We start from the raw sequence: 16,571 nt of genomic DNA, 5'->3' as shown, positions 1-16,571 counted from the left end.
GTATGCCGGGGGTTGTGCCAGAAAGGCTTGAACATCCTCTTTTGAGAAAGTCTTGCATTTTAACGGCCGCCACGGAAAACAGGGCGGCGACACGAGGAATGAAAAGGAACTGGTCGATGCTCCGTCACACCCTACCCACGGCCCTGCAGACGCCCGCAGAACATGCGGCCACCGATCCGGCCCTCGGATTGCTGCCGGTCTGGAAGCTTTCCGATCTCTATCCGTCCCGTGAGGCCCCGGAGTTCAAGGCCGACATGGAGCGGGCCGGCATGCTCTGCAGCGATTTTGAAACCAAGTGGAAGGGCAAGCTCGCCGACGCCGCTTCGAAGACAGGTACCGACGGGCTCGGGCAGGCGCTCGCAGATTACGAGACGCTGGAGGACCTGCTCGGCAGGATCGGCTCCTTTGCCGGCCTCACCTATTTCTCCGACACATCCAACCCCGCCAACGGCAAGTTCTATGGCGACGTGCAGTCGAAGCTGACGGACCTGTCCGCCCATCTCCTGTTCTTCGCGCTGGAACTCAACCGGATCGACGATGCAGTCGTGGACGCGGCCATGGAGCGCGACCCGCAGGCGGGACACTACCGTCCCTGGATCGTCGACCTGCGCAAGGACAAGCCCTACCAGTTGGAGGACAAGATCGAGCAGCTCTTCCTGGAAAAGTCGATGACGAGTGCAGCTGCCTTCAACCGTCTGTTCGACGAGACGATGGCGGAGCTTCGATTCGAGGTCGACGGGGAGAAGCTGCCGCTCGAGATCACCCTCAACATGCTGCAGGAGCCGGAAGAACCGGTGCGCCACAAGGCCGCCGAAGCCCTGTCGAAGACCTTCCAGCAGAACATCCGCGTCTTCACGCTGATCACCAACACGCTCGCGAAGGACAAGGAAATCTCCGACCGCTGGCGCGGCTTCGAGGATATTGCCGACAGCCGCCATCTTGCCAATCGGGTGGAGCGCGACGTGGTCGATGCGCTGGCCGCCGCCGTTCGCGACGCCTATCCGCGCCTGTCGCACCGCTACTACGCCATGAAGGCGAAATGGCTCAGCATGGACGAGATGAACTTCTGGGACCGAAACGCACCGCTGCCGGAGACACCGAAGGCGCTCATTTCCTGGCCGGATGCGAAGGAAACTGTGCTTTCCGCCTATGCCGGCTTCGCCCCGGAAATGGCCGACATCGCCCGCCGCTTCTTCGACGAGGAATGGATCGATGCGCCAGTCCGTCCCGGCAAGGCGCCGGGCGCCTTTGCCCATCCCACCGTGCCCTCGGCCCACCCTTACGTGCTCGTCAACTACATGGGCAAGCCGCGCGACGTGATGACGCTCGCCCATGAGCTCGGTCATGGCGTGCATCAGGTGCTGGCGGGCGAACAGGGTGCGCTGATGGCGCAGACGCCGCTGACGCTGGCCGAAACCGCATCCGTCTTCGGGGAGATGCTGACCTTCCGCGCCCTTCTCGACAAGACGAAGGACAAGCGCGAGCGCAAGGCCATGCTTGCCCAGAAGGTCGAGGACATGATCAACACGGTCGTGCGACAGATCGCCTTCTACGAGTTCGAGCGCAAGCTCCATACCGCCCGCAAGGAAGGCGAACTCACCTCGGAGCAGATCGGCGAGCTATGGCTATCGGTCCAGGAAGAAAGCCTGGGGCCGGCGATCCGCATCTCGGAAGGCTACGAGACGTGGTGGGCCTATATTCCCCACTTCATCCACTCGCCCTTCTACGTATACGCCTATGCCTTCGGTGACTGCCTGGTGAACTCGCTCTACGCGGTCTACCAGAACGCAGAACCCGGCTTCCAGGCGAAGTACTTCGAACTCCTGAAGGCCGGCGGCACCAAGCACCACTCGGAACTGCTCGCCCCCTTCGGCCTCGACGCCACCGATCCGTCCTTCTGGTCCAGGGGCCTGTCGATGATCGAGGGACTGATCGACGAGTTGGAGGCGCTTGACAAGGCGTGAGGCGCGTCGGGCAGCCTGGGCACACGTAGCCACATGACGAAGCACGGGTCCTACGTCCTCTTCCGCGACGACAAACGGTCGCAAAGCCTGCTGTTCCGCGAACCGAGCGACCTCGTCGTGGCGCGGACGGCGGACGAGGTGCTGCCGGCACTCGCCCGGCTGGAAAAGGCGCGGCAGGAGGGCTACTGGCTCGCCGGCTATCTCTCCTACGAGGCGGGTTTCGTCTTCGAGGAGAAGCTGAGGCCACTGCTCGTCGACAACCGCGAGACACCGCTTCTGGCCATGGGCATCTTCGATGGCCCGGCCAGCGGCGGCCATCCTCTGGCGGAGCCCCCTGAGATCCAAGAAGAACACTGGCTGACAGAGCCCCGCGCCGCCTGGGATCTCGACACCTACCGGGAGCGCTTCGACCGGCTGCACGGGCACCTCCGCCGCGGCGACATCTATCAGGCAAACCTCACCATGCCCGTCACCGCCCGCTGGCGGGGTGATCCGCGTGCGGCCTTCTGGTCTCTCGTCGCGCGCCAGCCGGTCCATTACGGCGCGCTGGTCGATCTAGGGGGACCCGTCATCGTCTCGCGTTCGCCGGAACTGTTCTTCAGGATCGATGACGATGGTTGGATCGAAACGCATCCGATGAAGGGCACCGCTCCGCGCGGCGCCTCCCCCCGGGAAGACGAAGCAATCCTCGCCGCCATGCTGGCAGACGAGAAGACGCAGGCCGAGAACCGGATGATCGTCGATCTCCTGCGCAACGACATCTCGCTGATCAGCGAGGTCGGAACCCTCTCCGTCCCAAAGCTCTTCGAGATCGAGACCTATCCGACCGTGCACCAGATGGTGAGCCACGTTCGCGCGCGTCTGAGGCCGGAGATCGGCCTGCCGGAGATCATGGCCGCCCTCTTCCCTTGCGGCTCCATCACCGGAGCCCCGAAAATGTGGGCGATGCGCATCCTGCACGAACTGGAGGATCGTCCGCGCGATGCCTATTGTGGCGCGATCGGCTGGTGCGATCCCAAGGGGCCCATGCAGTTTTCCGTCGCCATCCGCACGCTCACCCTTTTCAACGGCGGCGATGCCGTCTTCAATGTCGGCGGAGGAATCGTATTCGATTCGACAGCCGAGGCGGAATATCAGGAATGTCTTCTCAAGGCGCAGTTCGCAGTCGGCAATCAGGCGATCTCTCGCTGATCGAAACTCTGCGCTGGGAGCCGGAACAGGGTTTTCTGCGCCTCGACCAGCACCTTCGCCGACTGAAGCGCTCCGCCGATGCCCTTGGGTTCCTCTCCCCGGCCGAGCCCGAAACGGCGCTGAAGCTTGCCGTCAGCGGTGACCGCCCGCTGCGGGTCCGGCTCACCGTCACCTACCGGGGACGGACGGAGGTCACCACCGCACCGTTCGGGCCGGAACCGGAGGACAAGGTCTGGCGCTTGCGCATAGCCGCGCAGCGGCTTTCTTCCTCCGACGCCTTCCTGCGCCACAAGACGACCCGCCGCGACCTCTACGAGACCGCCCGCGCCGAATTCTCTCGGGATGAGGCGGACGAGGTGCTGCTTCTGAATGAGCGCGGCGAAGTCTGCGAAGGCACGATCACCAATCTCTTCGTCCAAGCCGATGGCGGCATGCTGCTGACCCCTGCCCTGTCGAGCGGCCTCCTGCCCGGCATCCTGCGCGCCGAGCTGATCCGCGAAGGCAAGGCTCGTTCCGAGGTGCTGAAGCCGGCGGCCCTTGCGAACCGCCGGCTCTTCGTCGGCAATGCCCTGCGCGGGCTGATCCCTGCGGAACTGGTGGAAGGCAGCTAGCGCTTCCGCCGCAGGATCATGCCGCCATGGTGCAGCGTATTGTCATCGACGAACTCTCCGTCCGCGGTGAAGCCGGTATCGTCCCAATAGTCGATATGATTGCCGGAAACGACATATCGGCCTTGGTAGGCGTTCTCGCGCGTGCCGCGGGCTTCGTCGTAGCGGCCATCCGGCAGGAGTTCGTGTCGGACACGATTGTCGTCCGTCACCCACATGCCGACATAGGGATGCGTCTGTCTTTCAGTCGTGATGGTCATCTTGTCCTCCGCCTTGACGGTACCGAGAGCCGCGCCTGCAAGCGCGGCTGTGATCAGGATGGCGTGCTTTCGTGGCACGTCAGTCTCCTCAATTTGAAGAACGCAGGGGCCTCACGACGATCTCGTTGACGTCGACGTCCTCAGGCTGCTCTATGACAAACCGGACGGCGCGGCCGATGGCGTCGGGCGTCAGCGCTATGGCGCGATAGTCCTTCATCGCCTCGGCGGCGGTCGGATCGGTGATGGTCAAGGCGAGCTCGCTTTCCACCACGCCCGGATGGATACAGGTAACGCGGATGTCGTCGCGCTCCTGCCGCAACCCGTCGGAAATCGCCCGGACGGCAAACTTGGTGGCGCAGTAGACCGCCGCAGTCGGAGCGACATAGAGGGCGCCGATCGAGGCGATGTTGATGATGTGGCCGGAGCCGCGCTCGGTCATTTCGGGCAGGACCGCGGCGATACCGTGCAGCACGCCCTTGATGTTGACGTCCACCATACGATCCCATTCCTCGACCTTCATGGAGGCCATCGGCGAAAGCGGCATGATTCCGGCATTGTTGACGATGACATCGACGCGGCCGAACTTTTCGCGCGCAGCATCCGCAAAAGCGGCGACATCGGCACGATCCGCGACATCGAGCCGGCGGATGGCGACGGTCCCGCCGCCACTGCGGATTTCTTCTGCCAGTTCCTCGAGACGGTCCGTCCGGCGCGCGCCGAGCATGACCGTCGCACCAGCACCGGCCAGTTCGCGCGCGATGCCGGCGCCGATGCCGCTGGAAGCGCCTGTAATGAGAACGATTTTGTTCATGTTGCTTTCTCCTGTTTCGCCCGAAGTCCAGGCTTGAACGGAAGGTAGGCCCCTGCCATTGTTGTCGGTAGCCACCTCAAGCTTTGCAGATTGGTAAGGAACGCTAACCAATGACGCCCGACCTAAACGCCCTGGCTGTCTTCATCACGGTCGCTGAGGAAAAGAACTTCCGTGCCACCGCGGATCGGCTCGGCGTTACCCGCGCCGCCGTCAGCCAGATCATGAGAAAGCTGGAGGAAACGATGGGCATTGCCCTCGTCAACCGCACCACCCGCAGCGTCTCGCTGACGGAGGCGGGAGAGCGGCTTTACGCCGAGGCCGCGCCCGCGCTCGCTGGAATGCGTGCGGCCATCGAGGCGGCGGGTAATCTTGGCGACAGTCCACGCGGTCAGCTGAATCTCGCCGTTTCCTCGATCGCCGAAAGCTTCCTGTCCGGGCCGCTGCTGGCCTCCTTTGCCGAAGCGAATCCGCAGGTAAAGATCCACGTCACCGTGACCGATGACGAGTTTGACATTGTCGAAGAGGGGTATGACGCCGGCGTGCGGCTTGGCGAGGTGATCGCCCAGGACATGATCGCCATTGCGGTCTCCGGCGACCAGCGGCAGGTGGCGGTAGCATCGCCGGACTATGTCGCGCGCTGCGGCACCCCGCAGCATCCGAGGGACCTGACGAACCACCGCACGATCGGCTGGCGTACCGGGCCAGGCCGCGCCTCCTACCGGTGGGAATTCGCCGAAGACGGAAAGGAGTTTACGGTCGCCGTTGGTGACCACATCACCACGACGGACATGGCTCTGATGGTCCGGCTCGCGGTTGCCGGAGCGGGCATCAGCTTCGGCATGGAGGAAAGCTTCCGGCCCTTCATCGAACGCGGTGAACTGGTGACGCTTCTTGAGGATTACTGCCCGCGCTTTCCAGGCTTCTATCTCTACTATCCAGGCCGCCGCAACATGGCACCCAAGCTGCGGGCACTCGTTGATCATTTGCGACGAAACCGGGCGGGCTGACCCCCGTTTCTCAGGTCCGTCAGGCCTACGGTCCGCAACCGGATGCGGCTTTTTGAGCCTCCGTTCGCAACCTCTTTATTGTGACGGGGATTTATGATCTAGAGCGCCGGCATTGCGATCAGCGCTCCCATCCGTTCCCTGTCGGCCAAGCGGCGCAGCGGCGTGATGCCGAGGCGGCGAAGGAGAGAGATATGTCTGAACAGAACTACCCGGTGCATGGCGAAATCACGGGCCCGATCGTGATGATCGGCTTCGGCTCCATCGGTCGCGGAACCCTGCCGCTCATCGAACGTCACTTCAAGTTCGACAAGAGCCGGATGGTGGTTATCGATCCGCGCGACGACGGAGCGGAGATCCTTGCCAGGCACGGCGTCAGACATGTCCGGGCACATGTCACGAAAGACAACTACAAGACCCTCCTGAAGCCGCTTCTCACCAATGGCGGCGGCCAGGGTTTCTGCGTCAATCTCTCGGTCGACACCGGGTCTCTCGACCTGATGAAGTTCTGCCGCAAGCTGGACGTGCTCTATATCGACACGGTCATCGAACCTTGGCTCGGCTTCTACTTCGACACCTCGGTGAAAAACGCCGAACGCACCAACTACGCGCTGCGCGAAACGGTCCGCCGCGAGAAGGCGAAGAACCCCGGCGGCACGACGGCCGTCTCCACCTGCGGCGCCAATCCCGGCATGGTCTCCTGGTTCGTCAAGCAGGCCCTGGTGGACCTTGCAAACGAGACGGGGCTGAGTTTCGAGGAACCCTCTGCCGAGGATCGCGAAGGCTGGGCCAAGCTCATGAAGAAGCTGGGCGTCAAGGGTATCCACATCGCGGAGCGCGACACGCAGCGCACCAAAAACCCCAAGCCGCTCGACGTCTTCTGGAACACCTGGTCCGTTGAGGGCTTCATCGCCGAAGGCCTGCAGCCGTCCGAACTCGGCTGGGGCACCCATGAAAACTGGATGCCGAAGAACGCCAAGAAGCACAAGAAGGGCTGCCAGGCGGCGATCTACCTCGAGCAGCCAGGTGCCAACACACGCGTACGCAGCTGGTGCCCGACACCCGGCCCGCAATACGGCTTCCTCGTCACCCACAACGAGGCGATCTCGATCGCCGACTACTATACGGTGCGCGACAAGCATGGCGAGGTGAGCTACCGCCCCACTTGCCACTACGCCTACCATCCCTGCAACGACGCCGTCCTCTCGCTGCACGAGATGTTCGGCAATGGCGGCAAAGCGCAGCCCGTCCAGCACGTGCTCGATGAGGACGAACTGGTGGATGGCGTCGACGAACTCGGCGTCCTGCTCTACGGCCACGAGAAGAACGCCTACTGGTACGGCTCGCGCCTGTCGCTGGAGGAGACCCGCCGCATCGCTCCCTACCAGAATGCCACCGGCATGCAGGTGACCTCCGCCGTCCTGGCCGGCATGGTCTGGGCGCTGGAGAATCCGAAGGCCGGCATCGTCGAGGCCGACGAGGTGGACTACAAGCGATGCCTCGAAGTACAGCGGCCCTACCTCGGCCCGGTCGAAGGCCACTACACGGACTGGACGCCTCTGGAGGGACGCCCGGGCCTCTTCCCCGAGGACATCGACACCTCCGATCCCTGGCAGTTCCGCAACATTCTGGTGCGCTGACCGGTGCTTGCGCAGGGGGGAGGCCGTGGTTTTCGCCTCTCCCTTGTTGAAAGAGCCGGAAAAGGGCTGCGAAACTTTCGAATCTGCATTAGATACGGTTCACAAAGTACATCACCATCGGCCGAACCGCGGGAGACACCGACATGAAACTGAAAGCGAGCATCGTGCTGATTGCCGCCGCCACGCTGACTGCCTGCGTCTCCAATCCGCCGCCGCGGCTTCCGCCGCCGCAGGCGCAGCCTCAGGGCGTCGAAGGTGTGTGGGTGGACCCCAATGGAATCGTCTCCACCTTCCAGGGCGGAACAATGACTACTCGAGCAAGTGACGGTTCCAATGCCGTTCTCGCTTCCGGCACGTATGTCACACAACCTAATGGGCTGATTGAAATCACGCTCTTCTCGAACCTTAAGCAGACAACTTCGCGGTCAAACTGCGCATTGGCCACCCAGAGCCAATTGAACTGCACGCAGGACAGCGGCGCCCAGTTCTCGCTGACCCGCCGCAGCTGACACACTCTTGATACCTTCCGTAAGGCCCCGCCCATGGCGGGGCTTTTTCGTTCCGGAGGAGGCGTAGTCCGTGCCTCCCGCACTGCACATTTCCCCTTGCAGTCGCCCTGCCTTGATGAAACCATGCCCCGTCGCCGATCGTGGGACAATGGGATCGGACGCCACCGGATCGTGATCCGACCGCGACAAAAGGAGAGAGACACAATGATGAAAACGTTGAGACTGGGGCTGATGACCGCCTCGGCGATTGCCCTCTTTGCCGGCAGCGCGCTGGCCGATTACGAGCTCAATATCCTCCACATCAACGATCTCCATTCGCGCATCGAGGCGATCAACAAGTACGATTCCACCTGCTCGGCTGAAGAAGCATCGAAGAACGAGTGCTTCGGCGGCATTGCGCGGGTAAAGACCGCCATCGACACCCGTCGCGGCGAACTCACCGACGCCAACGTGCTTGTCCTCGATGCGGGCGATCAGTTCCAAGGCTCGCTCTTCTACAGCATGTTCAAGAGCGGCCCGATCGCCGACTTCATGAACGGCATCGGCTTCGACGCCATGGCGATCGGCAACCACGAGTTCGACGATGGCCCGGAAGAATTGCTGAAGTTCATCGAGGCATCGGAATTCCCGATCATCTCCGGCAACACGATTGCCGCCGAGGGCAGCCCGGTCGCAGGCAAGTTCGAGCCTTACATCATCAAGGACATCGGTGGGCAGAAGGTGGCGGTGGTCTCCGTGCTTGCAACTGACACCGACGAGACGTCCTCGCCCGGCGACCAGATCCGCTTCGAGGACGAGGTGGAATACCTGAAGAAGGCGGTTGCCGACCTCGAAGGCCAGGGCATCAACAAGATCGTCCTTCTCTCGCATGTCGGCTATCACCGCGACCAGGAGATCGCCGCAGCCGTGGACGGCATCGACGTCATCGTCGGCGGCCACAGCCACACTCTCCTTTCCAGCACCGACGAAAAGGCTGCCGGTCCCTACCCGACCCTGGTGAAGAACCCCGGCGGCACGGACGTGCCGATCGTGCAGGCCTATGCCTATTCCAAGTATCTGGGCGACCTGAAGGTGATCTTCGACGACAACGGCGTCGTGACGTCGGCCGAAGGCGCGCCGCAACTGCTCGACTCCTCCGTCGTCCCCGACGCAGGCTATGCCGCCAAGGTGGAAGAGCTCGGCAAGCCACTGGAGGAACTGAAGCAGAAGGTGGTTGGCTCGACGCAGGACACGATCGTCGGCGATCGCGATGTCTGCCGTGTCGAAGAGTGCTCCATGGGCAATCTCGTTGCCGATGCACAGCTCGATCGGGTCAAGGATCAGGGCATCACCATCTCGATCGCCAACAGCGGTGGATTGCGTGCTTCGATCGATTCTGGCGACGTGACGATGGGCGAGGTCCTGACCGTCCTGCCGTTCCAGAACACCATTGCCACCTTCCAGCTCAAGGGATCCGACCTTCGCGCCGCACTCGAGAACGGCGTCAGCCAGATCGAGGAGGTCGCTGGCCGCTTCCCGCAGGTGGCGGGCATGAAGTACTCCTTCGACAAGTCGAAGCCGGCTGGCGAGCGGATCACCGACGTTCAGGTCAAGGAAGGCGATGCCTTCGTACCGCTCGATGCCGAAAAGACCTACGGCGTGGTTACCAACAACTATGTTCGCGGCGGCGGCGACGGCTACAAGATCTTCGCGACAAACGCCGTCAATCCCTACGACTTCGGCCCGAACCTCGAGCAGGCAGTGGCTGACTATCTGGGCGCCAATAGCCCTTATGAGCCCTACACGGACGGCCGCATAACCGAAGTGGCCGCTGCTGGCGAGGCCGCTCAGCCGGAGGCGCCGGCCACCGAGGCTCCGGCAACACCTGCAGCCGAGGCACCCGCAGCCGAGGCACCCGCAGCTGCTACACCGGCCACGCCGGCGCCCGCTGCTCCGGCTGACACGGCGGCACCAACGACGCCTGCGCCGGCGGAAACGGCACCGGCCGCCGAAACCGCTGCCCCTGCCGCGACGGAGGCTTCGCCGCAAGAGCAGACGCATACCGTTGCCCGTGGCGACTCTCTGTGGAAGATCGCCGAGTCGGTCTATGGCGACGGGACGATGTGGAAGAGGATCGCCAAGGAAAACGCACTGCGCAATCCGAATGTCCTGACGGTCGGGACCGAGCTTCGCCTGCCGCCCCGCTAAGACGATTTGTCTCGCAAATGCCGACGGTCCGGGGCTTCCCCGGACCGTTTTTTGTTTCTAGATAGAACCAAACGTGTTGCGGTGCCGTATAAACCGCTGAACAGCAATCGGATCATTGAAATGGACGCCATCACGAGCCACCTCCCGGCCGGTCATCCCCCAGTGAAGTTCGGCAAGGTCGGGGTCCTCCTCGTCAATCTCGGCACACCCGACGGCACCGATTACTGGCCAATGCGCCGCTACCTGGCGGAGTTCCTGTCAGACCGCCGCGTGATCGAATGGTCCCGCCTCTACTGGTACCCGATCCTTTACGGCATCGTCCTGAACAAGCGCCCGCAGAAGGTCGGCAAGGCTTACGAGGAAATCTGGAACAAGGATCTCGACGAGAGCTATCTGCGGACCTACACCCGCAACCAGGGTGAACTGATGGCCGAGCGCCTGAAGGACCTGCCGAACGTCGTGGTCGACTGGGCCATGCGCTACGGCAACCCCTCCATCGCCTCGAGGATCGACGCGCTCCATGCCCAGGGTTGCGAGAGGATCCTGCTCTTCCCGCTTTACCCGCAATACGCTGCCTCGACGACGGCGACCGTCAACGACAAGGCCTTCCAGCACCTGATGAAGATGCGCTGGCAGCCGGCGGTCCGGACTGTCCCGCCCTACCACGACGACCCGGCCTATATCGAGGCGCTGGCGGTTTCCGTCGAGAAGGCGCTGGCGCAGGTGGACTGGGAGCCGGAAATGCTGGTGGCCTCCTTCCACGGCATTCCCCAATCCTACTTCAAGCAGGGCGACCCCTATCACTGCCACTGCCAGAAGACCGGCCGCCTGCTGCGCGAGCGCCTCGGCCTTCCGAAAGAGAAGTTCATGGTCACCTTCCAGTCCCGCTTCGGGCCGGAGGAATGGTTGCAACCCTATACGGACAAGACCATGGAGAAGCTCGGCGACGAAGGCATCAAGCGCATCGCCGTCATGAACCCCGGCTTCGTCTCCGATTGTCTTGAGACCCTGGAGGAGATCGCTGGCGAGGCCGGAGAGATCTTCCAGCACCACGGCGGCGAGAAGTTCCTGCATATCCCCTGCCTCAACGACAGCCCGGAGGGCATGGGCGTGCTGGAAAAGGTCGTTCGCCGCGAGCTTCAGGGCTGGGTCTGACCTCTTTCGTTTGATCCGCGGCGGGAACATGATACTCCAGTCTCAGACTTCTTGAGCTGGAGGGTCAGCCATGTTGGGCGGCTTCGATATTGTCGTTATTGCCATCGTTCTACTCGTCATCCTGGTCCTGTTCGCCGGGATCAAGACAGTGCCGCAGGGATATCGCTACACCGTCGAACGGTTCGGCCGCTACACCCGCACCCTCGATCCGGGACTGAACCTGATCACGCCCTTCATCGAGCGCATCGGCGCGCGCATGAACGTCATGGAGCAGGTGCTGGACGTACCGACCCAGGAAGTCATCACCAAGGACAATGCCAGCGTCTCGGCGGACGCCGTCGCCTTTTACCAGGTCCTCAATCCGGCTCAGGCCGCCTATCAGATCGCCGACCTCAAGAATGCCATCCAGAACCTGACGATGACCAATATCCGGTCGGTCATGGGATCGATGGACCTCGACGAACTCCTCTCCAACCGCGAAGTGATCAACGAGCGGCTGCTCCGCGTGGTGGATGAGGCCGTTGGCCCGTGGGGCATCAAGGTGACCCGCGTCGAGATCAAGGACATCCAGCCGCCGGCTGACCTTGTCCAGTCCATGGGCCGGCAGATGAAGGCCGAGCGCGAGAAGCGCGCCCAGGTGCTGGAAGCCGAGGGTGCACGGAACGCGCAGATCCTGCGGGCGGAAGGCGCGAAGCAGGCTGCCGTCCTGCAGGCGGAGGGCGAGCGCGAAGCAGCCTTCCGTCAGGCGGAGGCCCGGGAGCGTCTGGCGGAGGCAGAAGCAAAGGCCACACAATCCGTGTCGCAGGCGATAGCCCTCGGCGACGTTCAGGCAATCAACTACTTCGTCGCCCAGAAATATACGGAAGCCCTGACGGAGATCGGCAAGGCTCCCAACTCGAAGATCGTCCTGATGCCGATGGAGGCTTCTTCGCTCATCGGCTCGCTTGGCGGCATCGGCGCGATCGCCAGGGAGGTTTTCGGTGATGGCGACGGCCCCACACGCATTCGCTCGTCAGTGCCGCAACAGCCGGCCACGCCCTCCTCCCCGCGACCGGCGACCACGCCCTCACCCCGCACGACGACGCCGGTCAATCCGTTCGCTCCGCGGAACGAGACCTGACCATGCTGCAGACGCTCGCCGCCAATCTCGGCCCCTGGAGCTGGTGGATCATCGGCATCGTTCTACTTGCCGCCGAACTTGTCGCGCCCGGCGTCTTCCTGATCTGGATCGGTGCGGCCGCCGTCGTCATCGGCCTCCTGTCGCTCCTGCTCTGGGATGCCGCCTTCTGGTCCTGGCAGCTGCAGTTCGTGCTGTTTGCGGTTCTGGCCGGCGCTTTCGCGGTCGCCGGACGCCGCTTCTATGGCCGGCACGAAACCAGCGACCAGCCATATCTCAACCGTCGCGGCGAAAGCCTGGTCGGCCGCACCGCAACGCTCCATGAACCGATCCGCGAAGGCCGCGGCCGCATCCGCCTTGACGACACCTGGTGGCCCGTCATGGGCCCGGACCTGCCGGCAGGAACGCGCGTGACGGTAGTCTCCGCTGACGGGCGTGATCTGAAGGTAGAGGCGGCCGCCTAGATCAGGCGACGCCGACGCGCAGAAGATCGTGGAAGTGGACGATGCCGATCGGATGGCGTTCGTCGTCCACCACGATGAGCGCCGAAATATTGTGCTGGTTGAGAAGGGCCATGGCGCTCGTGGCGAGCGTCCTTTCCTTCACCGTCTTCGGATCGCGCGTCATGATGTCGTCGACGATCATTGCACCGAGATTGAGGTTGAGCCCGCGGGCGAGGTCACCATCGGTGACGACGCCGCAGAGGCGACCATCCTCGTCGGTGATGCCGACGCAACCGAAACGCATCTCCGCAAGCGTCATGACCGCCGTCGGAACCGGTGTCCCCTTCTTCACCAGCGGCACACGGCTTCCGGTATGCATGATGTCACCGATATGGCTCAGCATGGCGCCCAGCTTGCCGCCGGGATGGAAGACACGGAAATCGAGCGCGGTGAAGCCGCGAGCCTCGAGAAGCGCCACCGCAAGCGCGTCGCCGAGTGCCAGCTGCAACAGGGTGGAGGTAGTGGGCGCCAGTCCGTGCGGGCATGCTTCCTGAGCCTTGGGCAGGAGAAGCACGATGCTCGCCTCTCGCGCCAGCGTCGAAGCCTCGCCCGCCGTCAGGGCGAGCAGCGGGATCGAGAAGCGCCGGCAATAGCCGACAATGCTCTGCAGTTCGGCCGTCTCGCCGCTCCAGGAAACCGCGATGACCGCATCGTCCCTGGAGATCATCCCGAGATCGCCGTGGCTTGCCTCGGCAGCATGCACGAAGGATGCAGGGGTACCGGTCGACGCCAGCGAAGCGGCGAGTTTCGCGCCGATGTGCCCGCTCTTGCCGACGCCGGAGACGATCACCCGCCCCTTCAGCCCGAGGATCAGGTCGACAGCCTGCCGAAAAGGGTCGGAAAGCCCGTTCTGCAGGGCCTGCTCCAGGGCCTCCAGCCCTTGCCTCTCAACCGAGATCGTGCGCAGCGCGGACTCGATGACGGCCGTCTCGCTCACCTTGAGTGCTTCCTGTGTCATGGCGCGGCATCTACCGCTTTTGCCGGGCGAAGTCCATCGGGACGATAGCGCCGCCCCCCGCTAGAACCAAGTGTTAACCACATGGCTTTACGTTTGCGTAACCCCTGCGCACTCGGGCATCTGGATGGAGAGAATGGACAAGCAAGGCGAAAGACCTGTGCCGCGCCTGCCGGCGCTGGCCGTGCTGCTTGCCTGCACGTCCCTGCTGGTGCCTGTTACCACGGGTGCGCAAACGCTCGATCCGGCACGCTCCGCAACAAACAATGCCAATCCGGAGCCGCTACCAACCTCTGCCAATGCGCTCCCTTCCGGGGCTTCGGCGGCCCCCTCCGCCTATGGCGTCGTGACTGGTTCTGCTCCGGCCGGCGGCGCAGATCCTTCGGCGAATTCAGAGATGCTTGCGACCGGTTCGATCCCCACACCGGCGCCTCTCGATCCTCCCTACGAGGAAGACCTGTCCCTCTCCTACGAGGAGAACCTGGACGTAGGCGCCGCCATCGACCCGGGTGAGGCGCCTCTTCCTCCTGGCGATCCGACCGGCATCCGCCTCGGCACCTTCATGCTCCGCCCGTCCGTAAGCAATACGGTGAACCGCGAGACGATCCGCACCGGTGATACGAAGACCCAGCGCGACTATCTCTCAACCGCCATTCGCGGCACCCTCACCTCTGACTGGTCACGCCACGAACTTACGGTGAATGGCGAGGGCACATTCGAGCGCGATATCGGCGGCCGCGACGACATCGAGCCCGAAGGCCGAGTGGATGCGAACCTGCGCCTCGATCTCGCCGACGAGACCATTGCCAACATCAGCGCCGGCTACAGCTTTGAGCGCGAGGATAATAACGACCCCAACGCCATCGGCGGTGCCAGCGTCCAGTCCGGCGTTCACCAGTTTGACGGCGGCCTGACGCTCGAACGGAATGCTGGCCTGATCCACGGGCTCGCCGGCGTCGGCGTCAGCCGGGAACTCTATTCGGACGCCGAACTGCAGGATGGCTCCTCCCTCGATCTCAGCGACCGCAATCGAACGACGGTCGATGGCAGGCTGAGGCTCGGCTACGAACTCTCGCCGGCGCTTGTGCCCTTTGTGGACGTGGCCGGCGGGCGCAGCTTCTATGACGATCGCTACGACTCGGCAGGATACGAGCGCTCGTCCTGGCGTTACGCCGGTCGGGCTGGCGTGGAATTCGATCTCAGCGAAAAGCTGCGCGGTGAGCTCGCCGCCGGATACACGCGCGCCGACTATGATGACGCGCGGCTTGAGGACCTTGGCGGCGTGACCTTCGATGGACGGACCGTCTGGTCTCCGCAGCGGGGAACCGATGTCGAACTGGCACTACGAACGACGCTCCAGGACGCAACGGCCCCCGGCGCAAGCGGCTGGACGGAATATGATGCCACCGCGGTGGTGACGCACCAGCTGCGCCATAGGCTGGTCGGGCGCCTCACCGGTGGCGCCACCCTGCGGGACTTTCCCGAGGGCGAGAGCGAGACCACCTGGCTTGCCGGCGCCGGCCTCGCCTGGAGCATCAACCCCTATCTCGATCTCACCGGTGATCTCGAATACGAGCGTACGCTCCGCAGCGGCGACGATACCGACACCTGGCGTGCCGGCATGGGCCTCACCCTCCGCAGATGACAATGCCCGGCGCGAACCGGGCATCTCGGTCTTGTAGCTTCAGGCTCTGCGTCCTTAAGTAAGACGCGCCACCATGTCCTTCAGCGGTCCTTCGATCGCCGGGCGGATGTCGCCGCGCTGGAGCGCGAATGCCAGGTTGGCGAGGATGAAGCCGTCCTTGGCGCCGCAATCGAAGGTCTCGCCCTTGAAATGATAGGCCGCGAATTCCTGTTGCCGGGCAAGCGCCAGCATGCCGTCCGTCAGCTGGATCTCGTTGCCCGCGCCCCGCTCCTGCGTCTCAAGGATGCTGAAGATTTCCGGCTGCAGGATATAGCGGCCGTTGATGTAGTAGTTGGAGGGTGCCGTGCCCTTTGCCGGCTTCTCGACCATCTCGGTGATCTTGAAGCCTTCGCCCACCTTGTCGCCGACACCGACGATGCCGTACTTGTGCGCCATCTCCGGGTCGCACTCCTCGACAGCCAGCACGTTGCCGCCGGTCTGCTCGTAAAGCTCGACCATGCCCTTCAGGCAGCTCTTCTCGGACGACATGATCATGTCGGGAAGCAGCACGGCGAAAGGCTCGTTGCCGACGATGTCGCGGGCGCACCAGACGGCGTGGCCAAGTCCGAGCGGCACCTGCTGGCGCGTGAAACTCGCCGTGCCGGCGGTCGGCAGCAGATCCGCAAGCAGGCTGAGCTCGGCGTTCTTGTTGCGCTCGCGCAGCATCTGCTCTAGTTCGTACTGGATGTCGAAATAGTCCTCGATGACACCCTTGCCGCGACCGGTGACGAAGACGAAGTGTTCGATCCCCGCTTCCGCCGCCTCATCGACGACATACTGGATCACCGGCTTGTCGACGACCGTCAGCATTTCCTTGGGCACGGCCTTCGTGGCCGGCAGGAACCGCGTTCCTAGCCCGGCTACCGGAAACACTGCCTTGCGTATCTTCTTCTGTGCCACGCACACCTCCTGAAGTACTCCGTCGGGAGCCAACTCACAATCGCGTCATCTAGTCAAGAATTGCTACGATTTCCTCACCGATG

At 63.4% G+C, this 16,571-nt stretch carries 15 protein-coding genes; 11 read left to right on the top strand and 4 right to left on the bottom strand.

From position 1 onward, the window contains the following. Window positions 1–116: 116 nt before the first annotated feature. The 3 genes from ACEPP2_RS14185 to ACEPP2_RS14175 are packed head-to-tail and all read left to right on the top strand — an operon-like array spanning window position 117 to window position 3,766. A complete protein-coding gene (locus tag ACEPP2_RS14185) occupies window positions 117–1,964 on the top strand; it encodes a M3 family oligoendopeptidase (protein ID WP_152339527.1) in 1,848 nt (615 codons plus the stop codon). Window positions 1,965–1,997: 33 nt separating this feature from the next. After that, entirely contained in the window at window positions 1,998–3,155 is a 1,158-nt protein-coding gene (locus tag ACEPP2_RS14180; protein ID WP_152337938.1) for an aminodeoxychorismate synthase component I, read from the top strand. Further along, window positions 3,104–3,766, top strand: a complete 663-nt coding sequence (locus ACEPP2_RS14175) for an aminotransferase class IV family protein (protein WP_395516968.1) — start codon at window positions 3,104–3,106, stop codon at window positions 3,764–3,766. Before ACEPP2_RS14180 ends, ACEPP2_RS14175 begins: the two co-directional genes overlap by 52 nt. Here ACEPP2_RS14175 and ACEPP2_RS14170 read toward each other — a convergent pair. Continuing rightward, on the bottom strand, window positions 3,763–4,101 hold the full coding sequence (locus tag ACEPP2_RS14170; protein WP_281976536.1) for an Atu4866 domain-containing protein: 339 nt from the start codon (window positions 4,099–4,101) through the stop codon (window positions 3,763–3,765). The two genes, ACEPP2_RS14175 and ACEPP2_RS14170, sit on opposite strands and share 4 nt — an antisense overlap. Window positions 4,102–4,111: 10 nt before the next feature. Next, on the bottom strand, window positions 4,112–4,834 hold the full coding sequence (locus tag ACEPP2_RS14165) for an SDR family oxidoreductase (RefSeq protein WP_077549670.1): 723 nt from the start codon (window positions 4,832–4,834) through the stop codon (window positions 4,112–4,114). A gap of 110 nt (window positions 4,835–4,944) precedes the next feature. On the opposite strand from ACEPP2_RS14165, the gene ACEPP2_RS14160 reads away from it, so the two are divergent. From ACEPP2_RS14160 to ACEPP2_RS14130, 7 genes are all read left to right on the top strand, one after another. Next, window positions 4,945–5,841, top strand: coding sequence for a LysR family transcriptional regulator (locus tag ACEPP2_RS14160; protein WP_142587166.1), 897 nt, complete (start codon window positions 4,945–4,947; stop codon window positions 5,839–5,841). A gap of 191 nt (window positions 5,842–6,032) precedes the next feature. Next, entirely contained in the window at window positions 6,033–7,478 is a 1,446-nt protein-coding gene (locus ACEPP2_RS14155) for a homospermidine synthase (RefSeq protein WP_395516967.1), read from the top strand. A gap of 143 nt (window positions 7,479–7,621) precedes the next feature. Next, complete coding sequence (locus ACEPP2_RS14150) at window positions 7,622–7,987, top strand: hypothetical protein (RefSeq protein WP_395516966.1); 366 nt, start codon at window positions 7,622–7,624, stop codon at window positions 7,985–7,987. A gap of 204 nt (window positions 7,988–8,191) precedes the next feature. Further along, window positions 8,192–10,174, top strand: coding sequence for a 5'-nucleotidase C-terminal domain-containing protein (locus tag ACEPP2_RS14145; RefSeq protein ID WP_281976533.1), 1,983 nt, complete (start codon window positions 8,192–8,194; stop codon window positions 10,172–10,174). A gap of 120 nt (window positions 10,175–10,294) precedes the next feature. Then, complete coding sequence (gene hemH, locus ACEPP2_RS14140; RefSeq protein WP_281976532.1) at window positions 10,295–11,329, top strand: ferrochelatase; 1,035 nt, start codon at window positions 10,295–10,297, stop codon at window positions 11,327–11,329. Window positions 11,330–11,399: 70 nt separating this feature from the next. Beyond that, window positions 11,400–12,449: an SPFH domain-containing protein gene (locus ACEPP2_RS14135; RefSeq protein ID WP_281976531.1), complete on the top strand. Its 1,050-nt coding sequence runs from the start codon at window positions 11,400–11,402 to the stop codon at window positions 12,447–12,449. A 2-nt stretch (window positions 12,450–12,451) separates the two neighbouring features. After that, a complete protein-coding gene (locus tag ACEPP2_RS14130; protein WP_077549676.1) occupies window positions 12,452–12,910 on the top strand; it encodes an NfeD family protein in 459 nt (152 codons plus the stop codon). Window position 12,911: 1 nt separating this feature from the next. Here ACEPP2_RS14130 and ACEPP2_RS14125 read toward each other — a convergent pair whose 3' ends face one another. Continuing rightward, window positions 12,912–13,907, bottom strand: a complete 996-nt coding sequence (locus ACEPP2_RS14125; RefSeq protein ID WP_281976530.1) for a KpsF/GutQ family sugar-phosphate isomerase — start codon at window positions 13,905–13,907, stop codon at window positions 12,912–12,914. 133 nt (window positions 13,908–14,040) lie between these two features. Between ACEPP2_RS14125 and ACEPP2_RS14120 the strand changes: the two genes are divergently transcribed. Further along, window positions 14,041–15,549 (top strand): outer membrane beta-barrel protein, encoded by a 1,509-nt coding sequence (locus ACEPP2_RS14120; RefSeq protein ID WP_281976529.1) that lies wholly within the window; start codon window positions 14,041–14,043, stop codon window positions 15,547–15,549. Between the two features lie 54 nt (window positions 15,550–15,603). On the opposite strand, the gene galU is transcribed toward ACEPP2_RS14120, so the two are convergent. After that, complete coding sequence (gene galU, locus ACEPP2_RS14115) at window positions 15,604–16,488, bottom strand: UTP--glucose-1-phosphate uridylyltransferase GalU (RefSeq protein ID WP_077549679.1); 885 nt, start codon at window positions 16,486–16,488, stop codon at window positions 15,604–15,606. Window positions 16,489–16,571 lie beyond the last annotated feature (83 nt).

This window comes from Pseudorhizobium flavum (assembly GCF_044142885.1).
Lineage (GTDB): Bacteria > Pseudomonadota > Alphaproteobacteria > Rhizobiales > Rhizobiaceae > Neorhizobium > Neorhizobium flavum.
This window is presented reverse-complemented; position numbering and strand designations above follow the sequence as displayed.